15 protein-coding genes and 1 tRNA gene are annotated in these 19,551 nt (G+C 65.9%); 6 read left to right on the top strand and 10 right to left on the bottom strand.

Translation table 11 applies throughout. The features are described from left to right. On the top strand, positions 1-443 hold a 443-nt coding region (locus tag J3S28_RS27785; protein ID WP_207844470.1), incomplete at its 5' end, for a GDP-mannose 4,6-dehydratase. Between the two features lie 204 nt (positions 444-647). On the opposite strand, the gene J3S28_RS27780 is transcribed toward J3S28_RS27785, so the two are convergent. Then, positions 648-1,580 (bottom strand): NAD-dependent epimerase/dehydratase family protein, encoded by a 933-nt coding sequence (locus tag J3S28_RS27780; protein ID WP_207844468.1) that lies wholly within the window; start codon positions 1,578-1,580, stop codon positions 648-650. Further along, positions 1,580-3,607 carry a DUF6541 family protein gene (locus J3S28_RS27775; protein WP_207844466.1) on the bottom strand — a complete coding sequence of 676 codons (2,028 nt, stop codon included), beginning with the start codon at positions 3,605-3,607 and terminating at the stop codon, positions 1,580-1,582. The genes J3S28_RS27780 and J3S28_RS27775 overlap by 1 nt, the downstream gene beginning before the upstream one ends. Before the next feature lie 72 nt (positions 3,608-3,679). Here J3S28_RS27775 and J3S28_RS27770 point away from each other — a divergent pair, with 72 nt between their 5' ends. Further along, the gene (locus tag J3S28_RS27770; RefSeq protein WP_207844464.1) at positions 3,680-4,225 is read left to right on the top strand and encodes a GNAT family N-acetyltransferase; all 546 of its coding nucleotides are present in this window, start codon (positions 3,680-3,682) and stop codon (positions 4,223-4,225) included. A gap of 10 nt (positions 4,226-4,235) precedes the next feature. Here the strand turns inward: J3S28_RS27770 and J3S28_RS27765 are convergent, their stop codons facing one another. Genes J3S28_RS27765 through J3S28_RS27755 form a run of 3 tightly spaced genes read right to left on the bottom strand, consistent with a single transcriptional unit; the run spans position 4,236 to position 8,032 of the window. Beyond that, a complete protein-coding gene (locus J3S28_RS27765) occupies positions 4,236-5,714 on the bottom strand; it encodes an MFS transporter (protein WP_207844462.1) in 1,479 nt (492 codons plus the stop codon). Between the two features lie 57 nt (positions 5,715-5,771). Next, entirely contained in the window at positions 5,772-6,545 is a 774-nt protein-coding gene (locus tag J3S28_RS27760) for a PIG-L family deacetylase (protein ID WP_207844460.1), read from the bottom strand. Positions 6,546-6,598: 53 nt separating this feature from the next. Next, positions 6,599-8,032 (bottom strand): MFS transporter, encoded by a 1,434-nt coding sequence (locus J3S28_RS27755; protein ID WP_207844458.1) that lies wholly within the window; start codon positions 8,030-8,032, stop codon positions 6,599-6,601. An 86-nt stretch (positions 8,033-8,118) separates the two neighbouring features. Between J3S28_RS27755 and J3S28_RS27750 the strand changes: the two genes are divergently transcribed. Further along, the gene (locus J3S28_RS27750; RefSeq protein ID WP_207844455.1) at positions 8,119-8,628 is read left to right on the top strand and encodes a winged helix-turn-helix transcriptional regulator; all 510 of its coding nucleotides are present in this window, start codon (positions 8,119-8,121) and stop codon (positions 8,626-8,628) included. A 113-nt stretch (positions 8,629-8,741) separates the two neighbouring features. On the opposite strand, the gene J3S28_RS27745 is transcribed toward J3S28_RS27750, so the two are convergent. Then, positions 8,742-8,817, bottom strand: a tRNA-Thr gene (locus tag J3S28_RS27745). A gap of 68 nt (positions 8,818-8,885) precedes the next feature. Here J3S28_RS27745 and J3S28_RS27740 point away from each other — a divergent pair. Beyond that, a complete protein-coding gene (locus J3S28_RS27740) occupies positions 8,886-9,788 on the top strand; it encodes a hypothetical protein (protein ID WP_207844453.1) in 903 nt (300 codons plus the stop codon). 70 nt (positions 9,789-9,858) lie between these two features. On the opposite strand, the gene J3S28_RS27735 is transcribed toward J3S28_RS27740, so the two are convergent. Next, positions 9,859-11,103 (bottom strand): DNA polymerase III subunit delta', encoded by a 1,245-nt coding sequence (locus J3S28_RS27735; protein WP_207844451.1) that lies wholly within the window; start codon positions 11,101-11,103, stop codon positions 9,859-9,861. A gap of 156 nt (positions 11,104-11,259) precedes the next feature. On the opposite strand from J3S28_RS27735, the gene J3S28_RS27730 reads away from it, so the two are divergent. Beyond that, a complete protein-coding gene (locus J3S28_RS27730; protein ID WP_237342226.1) occupies positions 11,260-12,714 on the top strand; it encodes an adenylate/guanylate cyclase domain-containing protein in 1,455 nt (484 codons plus the stop codon). A gap of 4 nt (positions 12,715-12,718) precedes the next feature. Here J3S28_RS27730 and topA read toward each other — a convergent pair whose 3' ends face one another. From topA to J3S28_RS27715, 3 genes are all read right to left on the bottom strand, one after another. Beyond that, a complete protein-coding gene (topA, locus tag J3S28_RS27725; protein ID WP_207844484.1) occupies positions 12,719-15,724 on the bottom strand; it encodes a type I DNA topoisomerase in 3,006 nt (1,001 codons plus the stop codon). Positions 15,725-15,894: 170 nt separating this feature from the next. Beyond that, complete coding sequence (locus J3S28_RS27720) at positions 15,895-16,473, bottom strand: hypothetical protein (RefSeq protein ID WP_207844447.1); 579 nt, start codon at positions 16,471-16,473, stop codon at positions 15,895-15,897. Positions 16,474-16,578: 105 nt separating this feature from the next. Continuing rightward, positions 16,579-16,782 carry a cold-shock protein gene (locus tag J3S28_RS27715; protein ID WP_084839153.1) on the bottom strand — a complete coding sequence of 68 codons (204 nt, stop codon included), beginning with the start codon at positions 16,780-16,782 and terminating at the stop codon, positions 16,579-16,581. A gap of 339 nt (positions 16,783-17,121) precedes the next feature. Here J3S28_RS27715 and sftH point away from each other — a divergent pair, with 339 nt between their 5' ends. After that, positions 17,122-19,458 carry a DEAD/DEAH box helicase gene (gene sftH / locus J3S28_RS27710; protein ID WP_207844445.1) on the top strand — a complete coding sequence of 779 codons (2,337 nt, stop codon included), beginning with the start codon at positions 17,122-17,124 and terminating at the stop codon, positions 19,456-19,458. Positions 19,459-19,551: the final 93 nt, after the last annotated feature.

Raw genomic sequence — 19,551 nt, 5'->3', positions numbered from 1 at the left:
TCCCCCGCCAGATCACCAACGTCCTGGCCGGCATCCGCCCCAAGCTCTACGGCCACGGCACCAACGTCCGCGACTGGATCCACGTCCACGACCACAACGACGCCGTCTGGACCATCATCAACAAAGGCACCATCGGCGAGACCTACCTCATCGGCGCCGACGGAGAAGTCGACAACCGCACCGTCATCGAAACCATCCTCGAACTCACCGGCAATCCCACCGACGCCTTCGACTTCGTCACCGACCGCCCCGGCCACGACCTGCGCTACGCCATCAACTCACACCGCCTCCGCACCGAACTCGGCTGGCAACCCCAATACACCGACTTCCGCAGCGGCCTCACCGACACCATCGCCTGGTACCGCAACAACCCCGACTGGTGGCAACCACTCAAAACCCAGGTCGAAAACAAATACGCCGCCACCGAGAAGGCGATCAACTAGCCCCCGACCGTGCCGAAACCAGCGCCGAACGTGCCAATAACACCATCGAGCGTGCCGAAACCAGCGCCGACCGTGCCAATAACACCATCGAGCGTGCCTTTACTACTGCTGCGTAACGCTTTTCGGCACGATCGACCCGAATAAGGGCACGGTCGAATGATTCAAAGGCACGGTCGACGGCGACATCGGCACGGTCGGCGAAAGTCAGGCGGTGCGGAAGTAATCAACCGTACGTCGAACACCTTCTGAGAGTGCGACTTCAGGCCTCCAGCCAAGGACCTCACCTGCCAGCGATCCGTCGATCGCCGATTCCCGTACGTCGCCCAGGCGTGCCGGTTCGAACGTGGGATCGTCTGCAGCGCACGCAGATTCGGCGACCAGAGTGTGCAGCTCACGGTCGGAGGTCTGGACCCCGGTTCCGACGTTGAACCTCCTGCCCCCACCGGCATCACCCGACGCCAACACGAATGCAGCGACGACGTCGTCGACGAAGACGTAGTCACGGGTGTTGCCGCCGTCCCCGAACAACTTGGTCGGGGTACCGGCCAGCAGGTTGCGGGCGAAGATCGCCACCACGCCTGCCTCTCCGTGCGGATCCTGACGCGGCCCATAGACATTCGCCGGAGCGATGTGGGAGCAGTCGAGTCCGTAGAGCGACCGGTACATGTTGAGGTAGACCTCGCCGCTGACCTTCGCCGCTGCGTAGGGGCTCATCGGCGCGACTGGAACCGACTCGGTGACCGGAAGATGTTCCGGCGAACCGTATATCGAGCCACCGGAGGAGGTGAACACGACCTTTCGGACTCCGGCCAGTCGCGCCGCCTCGGCCAGACGTACCGTACCGAGGACGTTGACCTGTGCATCGAACACCGGATCGGCCACCGACGCCCGGACGTCGATCTGGGCTGCCAGGTGGAAGATGACCTCGGGTTTCGCCTGCGCCACGACAGCATCAAGATCGAGTGCGGTGAGGTCGCCCTCGATCACCTCCGCGCCCGCGGCGACGGCGCCGGCGAGGTTCTGCCTGCTTCCCCGCGAGAAATCATCGAGCACAACAACGTCGTTACCGTCGGCCAACAGGCGGTCGGTCAAGGTCGATCCGATGAATCCGGCACCGCCGGTGACCATGGTGCGCATCAGTTGCCTCCGTTCCGTACGTCCTCGGTGACCTCGAAGATGGTCACATCTCCTTGCCGATAGATCTCCCGCAAGCCCGGGGCGCCCGCGTCTCGCAGCGTCAGGAATGGATCCCCGAATACGCCCTCGGCCAGATTTTGCGGACCGTTCTGGAACCACCAGTAGCTCGGCGGGCTGTCGAAGACGTAGCGGATGTTCAGGTCCCGGACGGTCTGATCGATGGCCGGGTCGCGTCCGATGTCTCCCACGTTCCAGTAGAGGTCGGCCTGGCGTTGGCTGAAGTCGTTGGCCCGGTAGAACGGAAAGAGCGGCGTCAGATCGGCGACCGGATACATCCAACCGCTGCCCTGATCGAGGTTGTTCAAGATCACCGTGTCCTGTGCCCCCGGCTGCTGCGCCAGCCACTTGTAGGCGGCCACGTCCTCGAGCCCGATCCGGGCCTCACTCCGGTACTGCGTCGCGATTGCGCCGTTGTCCGCGTACCGAACGGCACCTGCACCCATGACGAACAGCAACGCCACCAGCGTCGCGGCCGGAAGCAGGAGCGGACCGCGTACCCGGTCGGTGCGGCCGACCAGCCGGACGGCACCGAGCACCAGCACCCCGACGCCGATACCTGCAGCGATCGCGGTGAAGATCGACACCACGAAGGTCAGGCGGTGCGGAGAGTTGTAGAAGTACCCGCCGAGGGTGCCGAGGACCCGGGACACCGGGCCGCCGATCTCGTAGATGGCGTTGGTGGTGGTCGCGATGAACACCAGCCACGCTGCGGCGATGCCCCAATTCCGCGACCAGATCAGCCAGCCGAACCCGATGGCAGCAGGGATCAGCAGATAGAGCAGCGGGTACTGGTGGCCGAGTAGTTCTGTGCCCTGGAACGTCGCCCGGGTCAGCGCGGTCGCCAGATTCGCCTGATCATCGCGGAACTCGAAGCCGGCCAGTTCGTTGTTCTCGGAGATCTTCAACGTGCCGATGATGACCGGACTGATCAAGACCAGGGCGACGACCCCGGTGACTGCCAGCGTCGCGACGTCGGCCAGACGTCCGCGGACCGGATTCGGGAGCCGCTGCAGCAACCACCACAGCCCGACGATGACGGCCACGACCACCAGACCGGACGGGTGTGTGGCCGCGGTACCCGCGATGGCCAGCGCCGCGGGCAGGATCCGGCGGCGATCACCGATCGCCGTGGCCACGAGCACTGCCGTCACCGGCGCGAGCGAGACGCCGACGGCATTGGGGACCGAGGTGAAGGCGAGTTCGACGTAGGGCAAGGACGGGAACACCGCGGTGATCGCGGCGCCCACAGCGGCGAAGACAGCAGCTTGGTCCGGGGCCAGCCTGGTGCGACCCAGCCAGTACGCCGCGGCGCCGACGCTGATCGGCAGGGTGAACGCCAGGACCGCCGGCGAGTACACGTTGAAGAGCTCGACCGTGTCCGCACCGGTCAGCGGGTACAGCAGTGACCCGAGCGCATGCCAGGTGTTGGGGTAGTAGTTGAAGCCGTGGGTGTCGTAATTCATCAGGTCACCCATGTGCAGTGCGGATGCATCGCCCGTCTGATGGATCCATTGCAGGGCATCCGCGTGCCAGAGCGCGTCCCACACCTGCGAGATGTTGTTCAGACCGAGGAACGTGGTGCCCATCAGCCTGCGGATCGAGGTGAGCACGATGATGACCGCACCGAGCAGGACCCCGGCGATCAACATCAGAAGCGCAGGCCTGCCGAGACGCGGCGCGTCGTCCTCGACAGGGGTGGGCGCGAGCAACCCGATCCTGCGACCGACGATGTCCCAGCCCCAGGCGGTGAACCAGCACACCAGGACCATCAGCAGCGCGGTCAGCAGGTTCCACGGAATACCGACGACGCCGTACAGAACGGTGAACACACCCACCATGCCGAAGGTCAGCGGCGCCGCGGCCGCCACCGCGACCGGCCAGGGTAAAGCCATCCGCCGACCGACGAGGGCACCGGGCACGATCAAGATCACAGCGGTGACCACCGTGACCCAAGCGGCCAAGAGCATGCATTTCCCATTCGTCGTCTACAGGTTCACGTTGAACCTTAAACGAGGCCGCCTCAGCATTACCGTGGGCACATGGACTGGCCACGCCGCATTCCGACGATCACCGATGACGTGATCACGTTGCGACCGCTCGAGGCGGACGATATCCCCGCGGTGCTCGCAGCCGGCCAGGATCCGGTCACCGCGGAATTCACCGTCGTACCGCAGCCCTACACCGAGGCGGACGCCCGCGATTTCGTCGAGAGCAGATCTACCAGGGTGTGGCCGGGTTTCGACCTCGCCATCGTTGATCACCGCGACGATTTCCTCGGTCTGTGCGGGCTACGTGCCGAGGACGAGGATGCCGTCACCAAGATCGGATATTCGGTGGCGCCACACGCCCGGGGCCGAGGGGTGGCCACCCGTGCGACCCGGCTGCTCATCGGGTATTCGTGGCAGATCGGGGCCGTCCGAGTCGGTCTCGACGCGTACGCCTCGAATACGGCCTCGCGCACCGTTGCCCACAGATGCGGCTTCGTCGAGGAGGGGGTGTTGCGTTCGGCTGTCCTCGGCCGGAACGGCAAGCGGCACGATCTGGTGGTTCATGGACTATTGCGGACCGACCCGGGGGCGATCTGACAACGAACGGTCAAAAACTCTCGGCCGGAACGGTATCGGGATCTTCGACCACCCGCTCCTTGGAGAGCAGGACGTACGAGGCGACGAGGCCGACCGCGAATACCGCTGCCGCGGCATAGAACCCGATCGCGATGGCGTCCGCCGAGTTGTCGATGATCTCCTGCTTCGGATTCCGGCTCGCGTGGGCTGCCTGGGTGCCCTCGCGTTGCTGGGCCAACACGATCGCGCCGATCACCGCGACACCGAGCGTGCCGCCGAGTTGACGAACGGTCTGCACGATGCCCGAGGCCTGCGCTCGGTCGGCGGCCCCGACCCGACCCAGCGCGTCGGTGTTGACCGGCGAGAACACCAGGCCCAGGCCGAACCCGGTGATCACCATGCCGGGGATCTGCACCGCGTACTCCAGTTGCGACAACGTGATCGCCCACACGACCACACCCACCGTGGCCACCGCCATGCCGACGATCACCGGTGGCCGCACCCCCTGCTTGTCGTACCAGCGACCGGCGAGCTGAGCACCCACCGCCAGGGGAAAGATCAGCGGCAGCGCCGCGACGCCGGCCATCATCGGGCTGTAGTCCAGCAGATCCTGTACGTAGAGAGTCGAGTAGAGAACGATCGCGAGCAGACTGAACTGGGTTGCGAACAGCACCGTCACGTTGCCGAGGAATGCCCGGCGCGCGAGCAACTGGACCTGCACAAGCGGGTCGGACGCTCGGAGCTGCGACCAGACGAAGAACACCGTGACGACGATGCCTGCGGTCAGGAGTCCGAGCGTCTTGGTCGATCCCCATCCCCAGGTGCCCGCCTGCTGAATGGCGTACACAGTCACGCCGAGACCGATGATCATCAGCGCCACCGGGATCGGCTTGATCACCGATGACGGCTGCTTCGCATTGTCAGGACGAGCCCTGGCCACCAGCAGCAACGCAATGATCCCGACCGGCACGTTCAGCCAGAACACCGCACGCCAGCTGACCCATTCGGTGAGTGCGCCCCCGAGCAACGGACCAACGGCCAGAAAGATCTGGCTGATACCCACGTAGACGGCCATTGCCTTCCCACGCATGGACAACGGGAATGCGCCCATCACGATGGTCGCGCTCACCGGCATCATCAGCGCCGCTCCCAGCCCCTGGGTCGAGCGGGCGATGATGATCCACTCCTCGCCGTACGAGCCGTGTGGGGCGAGACCGCACAAGGCCGAAGCCAGGAAGAAGATGACCACGCCTGCGCGGAAGGTGGTGACGGGACCGTACTTGGCTCCGAGCTTGCCGCCGAGTGCCACGGTCGCGGCCATTGCGAGCACGTAGGCGTTGACCACCCACTGCTGACCCGTCGGCGACAGCGGCAGATCCCGGGTCATCGTCGGCAGTGCGACCGTGACGACGGTCTGGTCGAGCATGATCATCGACAGGCTGCCGGTCATCGCGACCAGCGTCAGCCAGCTGTCACGAGTCGGGGCGGCCGGGGCCTGAGGAGCGGTCATGGAGCGATCACCTTTGCGAAGAGGATCGAGCGAATGCCCTGAATCCTATGCGGGCGATCACAGAGGAAGCGAGCGCTCCCGAGGTCCGTCGACACCGCGCACGCGGCGAAACCACTCGAGACCGAAGGCTGCGCGCAGTTCGTCCTGGGTCATGCCCAGAAAGGGCCCGAAGTCACCGATCTGGGTCGCGTGAGCCACCATGGCCGCACGCTTGGCGGTCATGTACTCGCTGACGTCGACCTCGGTGGTGATGTCGGCGTCCGGTACCCCGATGGTCGACAGGTCGACCGGCGCGTCCTCCTCCGTCCACTTCGGGTTCGACCGGATCAGCTTCTGCATGTGGTCACGGTTGACCACGCTCTCGTAAACGTGTGCGGTACCGGCGATCTCGGCCGCGCGATGTCCCACGTGGTGGACGTGGATGTGGTCGGGATGGCCGTAGCCGCCGTTGCTGTCGTACATTGTCACGACGTCGGCCTGTTCCTCCAGGAGCACATCGGCCAGGCGCTGAGCAGGCTCTTCGACCCCGATGTTCATGAACGCGAGCGGGTTCGAGTTCTCCGCGGTGCCGGCCATCCCCGAATCTGCGTAACCGAACATCACCAGGCGATGCACCCCGAGGATCTTGGCCGACTCCTCGAGTTCACGTCGACGGCGATCCGCCAGCGCTTCACCCTCGTCGAGGATTCCTTCGGGGAACTCCCCCACCGCGCCATCGGTCGCTGTCACCAACACCACCCGATGGCCGGCATCGGCCGCCGCGCGCATCACGCCACCGGTGCTGAACACCTCATCGTCCGGATGCGCATGAAAACTCACCAAAACGCTCATGACCGAACTCCCACCGATTGTTGCGTACGCGACCACAAACGAAGACGCCAAGTCTACCCAGCGGTCGTCGTGCTCTCCTTCACCGCCGCGGCCCGCGCTGCCGGCGCGACTCGGGCATGGAAGCCGAGGACCGCCAAGCCACCGAGCAGGGACACGGCCGCTGCCACCACGGCCGCGACATTCCACCCCGCGATCAGGCCACCCGCCGCCGAGCCGGCCCGGGGGTGAGTCGCGATCACTGCGACGACGGTGACCCCGATGGCCGACCCGACATATCGCGCGGTGTTGTTGGCGCCACTGCCCATCGCGCCGCGACCCGGTGGAACGCTCGCCACCGCCTCGCGTCCGAGTGCGGCGTTCACCACACCGGAGGCGACGCCGGCGACGATCAGGCCCGGTAAGAACCGGGCCCAGCCCGAACTCTCGTCGATTCCGGCCAGTCCCAGCAGCCCCACCGCGATCCCGACGAGGCCGAGTGCCAATTGCACCCGACCGGGCACCTGCGGTGAGATGCGTCGCGCCAACAGGGCGGTCACCACGCTCGTGGCCGACCACGAGAACAACAGCCACGCAGCGCCTACCGCCGAGATCCCCAGCGCCGCGCCCAGAAAACCGGACATGAACGACATCACCGCGATGACACCCGCGCCGGTGACGAACGCTGCCGTTGTAGCCGCGACAAACGCAGGCGATCGAAGCAGCGTGAGGTCCACCATCGAGGTCGTGCGGCGGTATTCGACGAACCAGAACGCTGCCAGCACAACACCCGCGGCCACGAACAACACGATGACCGTCGGTTCCGACCACCCCTGCCTTCCCTCGACCAGCGCGGCCAGCAGTGCGCTGATCCCGCCCGCGAACAACACCGCTCCCGGTAGATCCAGACCCCGGCGGTGCTCCGACCGCGACTCCGGCACCAGCTTTTCCGCCGTCACCGCGAGGGCCACAGCGGCCGCGGAGAGCACCCAGTAGGCGTCGTGCCAGCTGTGAACCCGTTCCAGCAGCGCAGACAGCAACGGTCCTATTGCGATACCCGCGCCCACGCTGGCTCCCCAGATGCCGCTGGCGGCCGCACGTGCGGGTCCGGGCGCGAAGGTGTGCGCGATGATGCCGAGGCTGGATGCGATCACTGCCGCGCCCCCGACTCCGACCACGACCCGCGTCAACACGAAGGCGACGACGTCCGGGACGAGAACCCCCACGATCGACCCGGCCGCGACGACGAGCAACCCGATCACCAACGTGCGGCGGCGACCGAAGTCGTCCGCGATCGTTCCCGTGGACAGCAGAGCCGCAGCAAGACCGATGCTCATCGAGCTCAGGATCCAGGTTGTTCCCGACACCCCGACGTCGAGGGAGGCCGCGGTGGCGTTGATCGTCGACAGCGGTGCGGTGAAAGCGACCAGGACCAGCATGGTGCCCAGGGCCGAGACGCCGAGGGAGCGCCGAGCCTGTACCGCGGTGTCCCGAACATCCGGTTTCGCCATGGCCACCCTTTGGTCTGTTCATCGAACTATTCAAGGAAAGATAACACATGGTCTGGTGAACAGACCGTCGGTGTAGTGTCCTGAACATGGCCCTCGGCACGGATTACGAGACGCAGGACTGCTCGCTGGCACGCGCGTTGGAGATCGTCGGCGAACGTTGGACGATGCTGATCCTGCGCGAGTGCTTCTTCGGGGTCCGCCGCTTCACCGACTTCCAGCAGCGTCTCGACATCTCGAAAGCGGTGCTGACCCAGCGACTTTCCGCCCTCACCGACGCCGGAGTACTCGAACGGCAACCGCGCGGCGGTCGTACTGATTACGTGCTCACCGCGGCCGGCCTGGAACTGTGGCCGGCACTGCACGCGCTGATCCGCTGGGGCGATGGTCGATCCGACCCGACGCGACGCCGCCGCATCTTCTCGCACGGTCTCTGTGGCACCGATATCGACGAGTTCGGCCGCTGTGCACACTGCGAATCGGTACCGGCTGCGACAGAGCTCCGCGTGCGCCCGGGCCCAGGGCTGGGCCCGGCAACCAGGACGGATCCGATCTCGATGGCGCTGCGCACAGAGCGTGCGCTGCTCACCCCGTTCTGACACAGATGCACCCGCTTCTGTCATATGCACACGTTGCAACGTGTGCATTTGCCTGAACGAGGTGCTTTTGTGGCCTCAACGCCGAAAAGGCCTCCGACGTGGAGGCCTTTTCGTGGAGCCGCCTGCGAGAATCGAACTCGCGACCTTTTCATTACGAGTGAAGCGCTCTACCGACTGAGCTAAGGCGGCGTGCTGCGCGAGGCAGCGAGAGCCAGTCTATCGAGCCGAGTCTGCGTCACCAAATAGGGTGGGTGTGGATGACACATGCAGCGGCAGGCAAAGCAGCAGACGACGGCGTGAACGACGCGGTGGTGGCCCTGTCGACGGCGGCGCTCCGGGATCTCGGCATCGAGGTCGAGGCCGTCGACGACCCCGAGTACGGGGACGTATTCCTGGTCGGCCCCGATGACGAGCGTTACTTCTTGCAGAACCTCGTCGCCGCCTGCCGGACCCTTCCCGAGAGCGAATGGTCCGCGCACATCGGAACACATTTCGCGAGGCATCTGGAAGGGCGCGCAGCCCCCGATGCCGAGGAATTGTCCGAGCCCGACCTGCTGACCGAAGTCCGTACGCGGCTTCAGCCCATCGAGGTCGGCGCCGACCCACAACTGTCGATGACGTACGCCCGCCGGTTCAGCGACGACCTGGTCACCCACTTGTGCCGCGATCTGCCGACGACCGTCGAAACCCTCACCGACAGCAGCCTGCAGGGTCGCGACCTCGACCTGCTGTACCAGGCCGGCCAGAGCAACACCGACGCCGAACCCTATGCGACGCAGGAAATCCCAGTCGACGGCACCCGCGGCATCACTGCCCTGGTCGGCGACTCGTTCTTCATCGCCACAAAGGCATTGAACATGCGGCGGATCATCGGCACCGAACTCGGCGAGGCCGAGCACGGTGTGGTGTTCAGTGTCCCCCACCGGCATCTGTTGATGGTCCACCCGGTGACCAACCTCAAATCCACCCTCGCGGTGAAAGAAATGGTGGGCTACACCCTCGGCCAGGTCGCGGAGGCTCCGGGCGGCAACATCAGCCCGCACACCTACTTCTGGTACGGCGATCAGGTGCAGCAGATCACCCGCATCGACCCAGACGAGAGCGCGATCGTCATCGAGAGTCAAGGCATGTTCGGCGACGCCCTCGCGCGATTCTCCTGAGCCGATCTTGGTGGGTTCTGGCGAGCATTTCCCCAGTTCAGCATCGCCAAAACCCACCAATTTCGGAGGTTTAGTGACGCAGGGCCAGACCGATCTCGGCCACCATCGCGTCAACCGCGAACTTCGGCTTGACGTTGAAGCCCAGCGCTTCTCGACACTGCAGAACGGCCTCCACGCACGACAGCAGCTCCTCCGGACGCGCATAACCGGCCATCGCGACGGTCTGTTCCGCCATATCCGGGTGCATCGCGGCCACCGGCGACCCGAAGGAGGCCGCCAGCGCGTCGCGGAACAGCGCAGCGAGGTCGACCAGGGCCCGATCGAGTAGGTCACGCCCGGTACGCGTCTCTCGGGACTTCTGGCGTCTCTCGAGATCTTTGAGGATTCCGGCCGAACCGCGCAACGCACCGGCTGCGCCCTTGCCGGTACCTCCGGCGCCGAGGGAGGTCCGCATCTCCTCGGTCTCGGCCTCGTCGAGTCGCGCGCTGATCGCCTTCGCTGCGTCGGTGGCGGTCTTCACCAGTGCCTCCGCCGCCGCATACGCGGTGGCATCCCTGGTGGCGGCCCTCGCGACCCCGAGCGCCTGCTTGCGTTGCTCCCGCGACTCCTCATCTGTCGCCAGACGTCGGGCCCGCCCGACGTGGCCGCCGCAGACCGACGCGGCCCAGCGGGCCATCTCGGGGTCGATGCCGTCGTTGCCGATGAGGACCTCGGCGATCGCCGATACCGAGGGCATCGTCAACGCCACATGCCGACACCGCGACCGCAGGGTGACCGCGATGTCCTCCGGGTCGACGCTGGGCGCACACAAGAGAAACACAGTGCGGGGCGGCGGCTCCTCGACCGCCTTGAGCAACGCGTTGGCCGCGCCTTCGGTGAGCCGGTCGGCATCTTCGATGACAACGACCTGCCATCGGCCGACGCTGGGCCTGCGCGCGGCCGTCTGCACGATCGCTCGCATCTCTTTGACCGGAATCGACAGCCCCTGCGGCACGATTCGACGCACATCGGCGTGTGTTCCCGCCATCACCGTCGTGCAGGCGTGACAGCGGCCACATCCGGGGGTATCCGCCACCTCGCATTGCAGGGCCGCAGCGAAGCACTGAGCCGCCACCGAGCGCCCGGAACCCGGAGGACCGGTGAACAGCCAGGCGTGTGTCATCGCCGAGGAGCCATGTCTCGGGCCAACGTCGGGCGTCCCGCCGTGAGCTTCCAGATCACGAGAAGCGGCCAAATGAGCTGCGGCGACGGACGCGACTGTGAGTTCTCCCACCACATCCGGCTGGCCGACCAGTCGATCGAACACTGTTGTCACAGGTCAAGCCTATCTGCACGCTCGGACAGCCGTGTTTAACTCTTGCAAGCAGGCAGCTACCGTGTTCACGTGGTCGAGAGACAGACGCAGCTACAGCGCACCTGGCATCTGTTGCGCTGGCTCGTGCGCACTCCATGGCCCGTCCTGGCTCTCGACATGCTCCGCGCCAACGTCGCCGGGGCCCTGTTCACCTTCGCCTTCCTCCGTTTCGGCCTGCCGGCCCAGACCTCCGTCAGCCTGTCCGAGATCAGCGGGGTCGGCCAGCTCATCTTCGTGCTCTATCTGGTCATCGCGGGCATCGTCAGCGGCTACGCCACCATCCGGCTCTCACTGCCTGTGCTGGTCTGGCATCGGCGCCGCTCGCGCCTGGACAACGAGAGGGCTCGACGCCGAGCCCTGCGACTGCCGCTGCTACTGATGATCGTCCACGGCGCCCTCTGGCTGGTCGGCGGCGCGGTCTTCTCACTGCTGAGCCTGTCCCAGTCGGGCCGCACCGCGCTGGTCGTGGCGTTGGGGTCGTTCGTCGGCGCGCTGGTCACCTGCGTCCTGGGGTACATGCAGTCCGAGAAGGTGCTCCGCCCCATCACCGTGGCGGCCATGGCCAACAACCCCGAGGACGCCACCGCCCCCAGCGTCACCCAGCGCATCATCCTCTTCTGGGTGATCAGCGTGGCCGCGCCGCTGGCCGTGATCATCGCACTGGTCGTCGGGCAGCAGATCGGTGTCATCGACACCGACGCCGCCGGGCTGCAGCGCCCCATCCTGTGGATGGCGGGTGCGGCTCTGGCCTTCGGGTCGATCGGCCTGGTGCGGCTGGTCTCGGCCATCGCCGACCCCATCAAACAACTCCGACTGGCCCAGCACGAGGTGCGCGAGGGCAACCTCGATACCTCCGTCCGCATCTACGACGGCAGCGACCTGGGTCTGCTGCAGGCCGGCTTCAACGAGATGGTCGCCGACGTGCGCGAGCGTCAACAGCTGCGCAACCTGTTCGGCCGCTACGTGGGTGAGGACGTGGCCCGCCGCGCCATCGAGATCGGCACCGAGCTCGGCGGCGAGGAACGCTATGTCGGAGTGCTGTTCGTCGACATCGTCGGCTCGACACGCCTCGCCGTCAACCGGCCCCCGCGCGACGTCGTCAACCTGCTCAACGAGTTCTTCCGGGTGATCGTCGACGTGGTCGGCAGGCACGGCGGATTCGTCAACAAGTTCCAGGGTGACGCGGCGCTCGCCATCTTCGGAGCCCCGCTGGACCAAGAGGACTTCGCAGGCCAGGCTCTCGCTGCGGCGCGGACGTTGCGTCAGGAACTCGATGCCGCGCTCGGCGACACCGACGTCGGCATCGGGGTGTCGGCAGGCAAGGCCATTGCTGGACACATCGGTTCGCAACAGCGCCTCGAGTACACCGTCATCGGCGACCCGGTCAACGAGGCGGCCCGGCTGACCGATCTGGCCAAGTTCGAGCCGACCCGCGTGCTCGGTTCGGCCCGCGCCGTGTACCTGGCCTCGTCCGAGGAGGCGTCCCACTGGGACATCGGCGAAGGCATCGAGCTACGCGGACGCGGCATCGAGACCCGCTTGGCCAGGCCGAAATACGAGGTCGAGGTCTGAGGACCTAGTCCGTCGACTTCTTCGGCGGGGTCTTCTTCGCTGCCGTCTTCTTCGCTGCAGTCTTCTTCGCGGTCGTCTTCTTGGCTGCGGCCTTCTTTGCCGGAGCCTTCTTGGCGGCGGTCTTCTTGGCAGCGGCTTTCTTCGCCGGAGCCTTCTTGGCCGCCTTCTTCGCCGACTTCTTGGCGGGGCCGCGGGCGCGCCTGTCCGCCAGCAACTCCGAGGCCCGCTCGTCGGTGATGGACGCGACGTCGTCGTCCTTGCGCAGGCTGGCGTTGGTCTCACCGTCGGTGACGTACGGACCGAAGCGGCCGTCCTTGATCACCATCGGAGCCTCCGACACCGGATCCTTACCCAGTTCCCGCAGCGGCGGCGCGGCGGCCGCACGACCGCGGCGCTTGGGCTCGGAGTAGATCTTCAGTGCCTCTTCGAGGGTGATGTCGAAGATCTGATCCTCGCTCGTCAGCGACCGGGAGTCGGTGCCGCGCTTGAGGTATGGGCCATACCGACCGTTCTGGGCGGTGATCTCCTGGCCCTCTGCGTCCTGCCCGACGATTCTGGGCAGCGAGAGCAACTTCAGGGCATCGTCGAGCGTGACCGAAGCGATCTCCATCGACTTGAACAGCGACCCGGTGCGCGGCTTCGGGCCGGCCTTCTTGGCAGCCTTCTTCGCCGTTTTCTTGGCTGTTGCCTTCTTGGTCGCGGTCGCGGTGCCGCCTCCACCGGTCGGAGCGTCCAGTGGGGTCGCACCGTCGTCGAGCGGGGTCGGCGCGGACGGCGGGGTGAGGGCAGGCGCCGACGCGTCGTCGTCTCCGTCATCTTCCGGATCGGGGAGAATCTCGGTCACGTACGGGCCGAAACGCCCCTCCTTGGCCACGATCTCGTTACCCGAGAGTGGGTCGACGCCCAGGGTGCGACCCTCCTGCGGGGTGCTGAAGAGCTTCTCCGCGAGTTCGAGGGTCAGCTCGTCAGGAGTGATGTCGTCGGGCAGGTTGGCGCGCTGCGACTCCGGCTCGCCGCCACCCTCAGGCGTGACGGTGCGCTCGAGATACGGACCGAACCGGCCGACGCGCACGTAGACGGGCCTGCCCTGATCGTCGTCGAACAAGCGGATCGAGTTGACGGTCCGGGCGTCGATCTCTTCGAGGTTGATGCCGACCAGTTTTTTCAGACCCGTCGCGGCCTGACCTTCGGCGCCTTCTTGCCCGAAGTAGAACTGCGTCAGCCAGTTGGTGCGGTTCTCTGCGCCACTGGCGATCTGGTCGAGATCGTCTTCCAGCGAGGCGGTGAAGTCGTAGTCGACAAGCCGTTTGAAGTAGGCCTCGAGCAGCCCGACGACGGCGAACGCAATCCAGGACGGGACGAGAGCCGAGCCCTTCTTGTGCACGTAGCCGCGATCCTGGATGGTGCCGATGATCGACGCGTACGTCGACGGGCGGCCGATCCCCAACTCCTCCAACGTCTTCACCAGCGACGCCTCGGTGTAGCGCGCGGGCGGATTGGTGGTGTGCCCGTCCGGCCGCAGTTCGGTGGCCGTGAGCGCTTGTCCTTGAACGAGGTTCGGGAGGCGACTCTCGGCGTCGTCGGCGGTGCCGCCTGCCTGCTCGTCGACGGTCTCGACGTAGGCAGACAAGAAACCCGGGAACGTGATGGTGCGGCCCGAGGCGGCGAACGTGCAGGTCTCCCCGGTTCGCGCGGATCCGGTGATCCGCAGACTCATCGTGGTGCCGCGGGCATCGGCCATCTGCGAGGCGACGGTCCGCTGCCAGATGAGTTCATAGAGCCGGAACTCGTCGGTCTGCAGCGCGGAGGCGACCTCACCGGGGGTCCGGAAGGACTCACCGGCCGGCCGGATGGCCTCATGGGCCTCCTGAGCGTTCTTCACCTTGCGGGTGTACTGCCGCGGCGTCGGGTGGACGAAGTTCGCCCCATAGAGATCACGGGCCTGGTTACGGGCCGCCGTGATCGCCGACTCGGACAGCGTGGTCGAGTCGGTACGCATATAGGTGATGTAGCCGTTTTCGTACAGCCGTTGCGCGACCCGCATCGTGCGATCGGAGGTGAACCGCAGCTTGCGGCCCGCCTCCTGCTGCAGCGTCGACGTCATGAACGGCGCATACGGCTTGCGGGTGTACGGCTTTTCCTCGACCGAGGACACCGACAGCGAGGCGCCCTGCAGGGCTCCGGCCAGCGCGACCGCGCGGTTCTCGTCGAGGACGACGACGCCGTCGGCCTTCTTCAGACCGCCGACCGAGTCGAAGTCGCGTCCACTGGCCACACGATCGCCGTCGACGCTGACCAGACGGGCACCGAAACTACGCGGCGTCGCATCGGCGCCGGCGTCGAGCGTCGCGGCGATGTCCCAGTAACTGGCCGACCGGAACGCCATCCGCTCGCGCTCCCGCTCGACGATGATGCGGGTGGCCACCGACTGCACGCGGCCCGCCGACAACTTCGGCATGACCTTCTTCCACAGGACCGGCGACACCTCGTAGCCGTAGAGACGGTCGAGGATGCGACGCGTCTCCTGGGCGTCGACGAGGTCTTCGTCGAGGTCACGGGGATCTTCGGCGGCCGCGCGGATGGCCGATTCGGTGATCTCGTGGAAGACCATCCGCTTGACCGGGATCTTGGGTTTGAGGGTGTCGAGCAGGTGCCACGCGATGGCTTCGCCCTCGCGGTCACCGTCTGTCGCGAGATAGAGCTCGTCGACGTCTTTGAGCAGCGCCTTGAGTTCGGTCACCGTGGACTTCTTGTCCGGTGACACCACGTAGAGCGGTTCGAAGTTCTCGTCGACGTTGACGCCGAGCCTCGCCCACGCCTGACCCTTGTATTTGGCAGGCACGTCGGCGGCACCACGCGGCAGGTCACGAATATGACCGCGCGACGACTCCACCACGTAGTTGGGACCGAGATATGTCGAGATCTTGCGGGCCTTGGTCGGGGACTCGACGATCACGAGCCGGCGCACGACACCACCTGTCTTGCCGGCTGTAGTACCTGAATCCGCCACCGTCTTTGCCTGCACCTTTCATGGTCCTTCTGGCCCGTTTGTACCTTATGTATAGCGCTTATGACATCCCTGCACCTGACCTGCCACCCGTGAACACCGTCGAACCAGGGTGCGAACCGGTCGTTTGGACAGGCTGTCAGTACAGTTCAGACACGTTATCGATCACGCTGTCAAATAAAAGGCCACTGCAGAGCTGCCCCGGGTATGTCCGGGGCCTCTCCGACCGATTCGATCAGCCGCGTCAGGCGCCGCTTGCCCGCGATGCGCAGGGCCGGGCTGGAGCTCCGGGTGCCCACCAGTGTGGGCGCGATACCCGCCCGCATGACCGCGGTCGCGAGCGAACCGTGCGAGTCCGGGGCGTGGGAGTCGAGACCGAGAAGGTAGCGGTCGGCGTCGCGCTGTCCGGCCGCCATGACCCATAGGCGCAACGCTCTCGGAGAGGGCACCCAGGTGGCGGGCATCGTCTTCACCGCACCTTTGGTCCATTGGCGGTACAGGCCTTCGAGGACCGGCGTCGCCGCTGTCCCGACGAGAGGCGAGCCCTCCGACGACAGTGATATCTCGGCGGTCACCCCGGATCGCTCGATCTCGTCAGCGAGTGCCTGGGCACGCCAGTCCTCGGCCACCACGACCGACAGCCGCGCACCTCGGGGTCCGATGGCCACCTGCCCAGCGGACGCCAAGATCCCGGCGAGGTCGTCCAAGGACGGCTCGTCGGTCTCCGCGGAGAACATGGACAGCTGACCCACGATGAAACCGTACGGTATGCGCGGCCGAAAAAGACTCACCCCCGGCGCCGTGGTTTCGGCGTCGGGGGTGAACCCAGATTTTTCGAGTGGTGCGAAGGACGCGTCCTACAGACCGCGAACACCAGTGGCCTGCGGACCTTTCGTGCCCTGACCGACCTCGAACTCAACCCGCTGGTTCTCCTCGAGGGTCCGGAAACCGTTTCCCTGGATCTCGGAGTAGTGGACAAACACGTCGTCCGGGCCATCATCGGGCGCGATGAAACCGAACCCCTTTTCCGCGTTGAACCACTTCACAGTCCCCTGAGCCATGCCGTATTCCTTTTCTATCACCGGTAGCGGCGGAGAGTTACCCACGCCGGGCCGGTTCCGACCGCCATACCTTCTGGCGCCGCTTGCGAGCACGCCCGCACACTGACCTTCAGTACCACGGTCGTAACACGATCTGCGAGTGAGAAGGCCAAATGCTTGAACCCACCCCCCGAGAGCTACGACCACATTGAGTCAATCATGTTCTCGGCGTGCACAACAGTGGAGAGTTCAACTTGATTTCAAACGTCGCCAGAAGCCCACTGTGCGTCGTGGATGCCGGATGACCTCCGCGTTGTTGTATCCGGCGGGCCTAGTATTACGAGGTGATGAACTGGAACGATGAGTAACGGCGACTTCGGCACCGAACTGCTCGCCCGGACGCTTGCTGGTATCGATCCTGATGACTCACCTCTGACACACAAGTCAGTAATTCCCTCCAGGACAGCTTCTTTCGCCAGTTGGCCAAATTGGGTCGCCGGTCCGGTTCGCGACGCCCTGGTGGAATCCGGCGTGAGGGCGCCGTGGACCCACCAGGTCATTGCGGCCGAACACGCCTGGGCCGGACAACATGTGGTGCTCTCGACGGGAACGGCGTCCGGAAAGTCACTTGCCTACCAGGTTCCCATCCTGTCCCGGCTTCTCGACGATCCGCGGGCAACCGCGTTGTATCTCGCGCCCACCAAGGCGCTCGGTTCCGATCAGCTGCGGTCGGTGTCCTCGCTGCTGGCCGGGCGCAAGGAGTTCATGCATTTACAGCCCTGCGCATACGACGGCGACACCGAACCCGCCGTGCGTCAATGGGCTCGCGAACACTCCCGGTGGATATTCACCAATCCGGACATGTTGCACATCGGCATTCTCGGGTCCCATGGCCGCTGGCGACAGTTCATGCGTGGGCTGCAATTCATCGTCGTGGATGAATGCCACCACTATCGAGGCGTATTCGGCTCGCACACCGCGCTGGTATTGCGCCGTCTGCTTCGTATCGCGCGGGCGGCGGGCGCGAATCCGGTCGTGATCGGTGCCAGCGCCACCGCAGGAAGTCCGGGCGCGGCCATGAGTCGGATGATCGGCGCCGACTGCGTGGAGATCACCGAAGACGGATCACCTCACGGCGCGCGCACGGTCGCGTTGTGGGAGCCGGGTTTCGTCCCCGAGATCACCGGGGAGCACGGCGCTCCCGTGCGCAAACAGGCCGGGGCCGAGGCCGCGCGCGTCCTTGCCGATCTCGTGCTCGAGGGCGCGCGGACGCTGTGCTTCGTCCGAAGTCGCCGCGGTGTCGAACTGACGGCACTCTCGGCCAAACGAATACTCGAGGAGGTCGACCCGGCGTTGGCGCCCCGGGTGGCCGCGTACCGCGCGGGTTATCTCGCCGACGACCGCCGCACCCTCGAACGCGACATCGCCGACGGAAAGCTGCTGGGGGTCGCCACCACCAACGCACTGGAACTCGGTGTCGACATCAGCGGACTCGATGCCATTGTGGTGGCCGGGTTTCCGGGGACCGTCGCGTCGTTCTGGCAACAGGCCGGGCGAGCGGGCAGGCGCGGCGAGGGGTCACTGGTGGTGCTGATCGCCCGCGACGACCCCCTCGATACCTACCTGGTGAACCATCCCGAGGCGCTGCTGAACAAACCTGTCGAGGCCACCGTCACCGACCCCACCAATCCCTATGTGCTCGGTCCGCAATTACTCTGTGCGGCCGCCGAACTGCCGCTCAAGGATGCCGAGGTCGACGCCTTCGGGGCGCGGGAACTACTGGAAGATCTGGCCCGTCAGGGACTCATCCGACACCGCAAGGCGGGGTGGTATGTCGCGGCCGGGGTGGACCCCCACGGCGCGGTGGACATTCGCGGCGGCATCGGCGGCCAGGTGATGATCGTCGACGAGACCACCGCGCAGTTGCTCGGCACGGTCGACACCGGACGGGCGATGTCCACCGTGCACCAGGGCGCCGTCCACATCCATCGGGGCGAGAGCTATGTCGTCGACGAACTCGACCTCGATGATGGTCTGGCACTGGTGCATCCCGAGGAACCCGACTGGACCACCAGCGCCCGCGAGACCACCATCGTCGACATCACCGACGTGATCGAGACGGAAACCCATGGGCCGCTGACCGTGGCGTTGGTGCGGGTGGACGTCACGCATCAGGTGGTCGGGTACCTGCGGAAGCTGATCTCCGGCGAGGTCCTCGATTCGGTAGAGCTCGACATGCCGCCGCAAACGCTCTCGACGCGGGCCGTGATGTACACGCTCACCCCCGAGGCCCTCGAGGCTGTCGGGGTCGACTCGATTCGTTTCCCGGGAGCGTTGCATGCTGCCGAACACGCCGCGATCGGGTTGTTGCCGCTGGTGGCGACCTGCGATCGCTGGGACATCGGCGGCTTGTCGACCAATCTGCATCCCGACACCGACCTGCCCACGGTATTCGTCTACGACGGTTATCCCGGCGGTGCCGGTTTCGCCGACCGTGGACACGAGGCCTTCGAGATCTGGATCCGCGCCACCCGAGATGCGGTGTCCGGGTGCGGGTGTGAAACCGGATGCCCCTCGTGTGTGCAGTCCCCGAAATGCGGCAACGGCAACGAACCGCTAGACAAGGACGGCGCCATCCGAGTCCTGAATTTGATCTTGCACGAGCTGCCCGTGAGCGCAGGGGTGGGCCGCGCGTGATGCAGTCGTGAGCGCAGGGACGGGCCGCGCAGGATGCAGTGAGGAACGAGGGAGCGCAGCGACTGAGAGACGAGGGAAGAGTGCGCAATAGGG

It is taken from the genome of Williamsia soli (assembly GCF_017377795.1).
Taxonomy (GTDB): Bacteria; Actinomycetota; Actinomycetes; order Mycobacteriales; family Mycobacteriaceae; genus Williamsia; species Williamsia soli.
The sequence above is the reverse complement of the archived record's forward strand: the minus strand, read 5'-3'. Positions and strand labels throughout refer to the sequence as shown.